1 protein-coding gene is annotated in these 465 nt (G+C 48.0%); it reads right to left on the bottom strand.

All coding sequences use genetic code 11. From position 1 onward, the window contains the following. Positions 1–223: 223 nt before the first annotated feature. Positions 224–465: hypothetical protein (locus tag DMB80_RS28445; RefSeq protein ID WP_205538995.1), on the bottom strand; the 242-nt coding region annotated here is incomplete at its 5' end.

Here is a 465-nt window from a genome sequence, read left to right as displayed (position 1 = left end):
CGTTATTCCGCGATCGGACAGATTGAATTGACCAATGTTAGAGGTAGATCGTACCTCTCTACTCGGCTGCAGGTCTGGGATCACGAGTTGTTGTCGGACGAGTGCAACGACTGCCAACAAATACAACAACAGCTTGATCACAAAGGTTGACTAAGGTTACAGGATAGCACGGTCTTACCTGCCAACAAATACAACAACAGCTTGATCACAAAGGTTGACTTGGTCAATCAATTGTGGTGAAGAGTTGCGTTGGAAGTTGGCAGTTGAGAGCCGTTTCTGTTTCTGTGGCTGACCTTCCTCTTACAGATTCATCCCAGCAGGCATCAACAACAAGAAGATCGTGATCAATGGGCCGTGTGCAAACGAAGCAATGGATGTTGACACTCTGATTGAATTGGCAAAGAATGGGGATGTCGCGGGCGTGAGGGTTTGGCTCGCGAATCATCGACATGCGGAGAATATCGC

Origin of the sequence: Mycobacterium kyogaense (assembly GCF_003254575.1) — a bacterium.
GTDB classification, from domain to species: Bacteria; Actinomycetota; Actinomycetes; order Mycobacteriales; family Mycobacteriaceae; genus Mycobacterium; species Mycobacterium kyogaense.
Note: the sequence above shows the minus strand (reverse complement) of the source record. Positions and strands in the feature narration are given on the sequence as shown.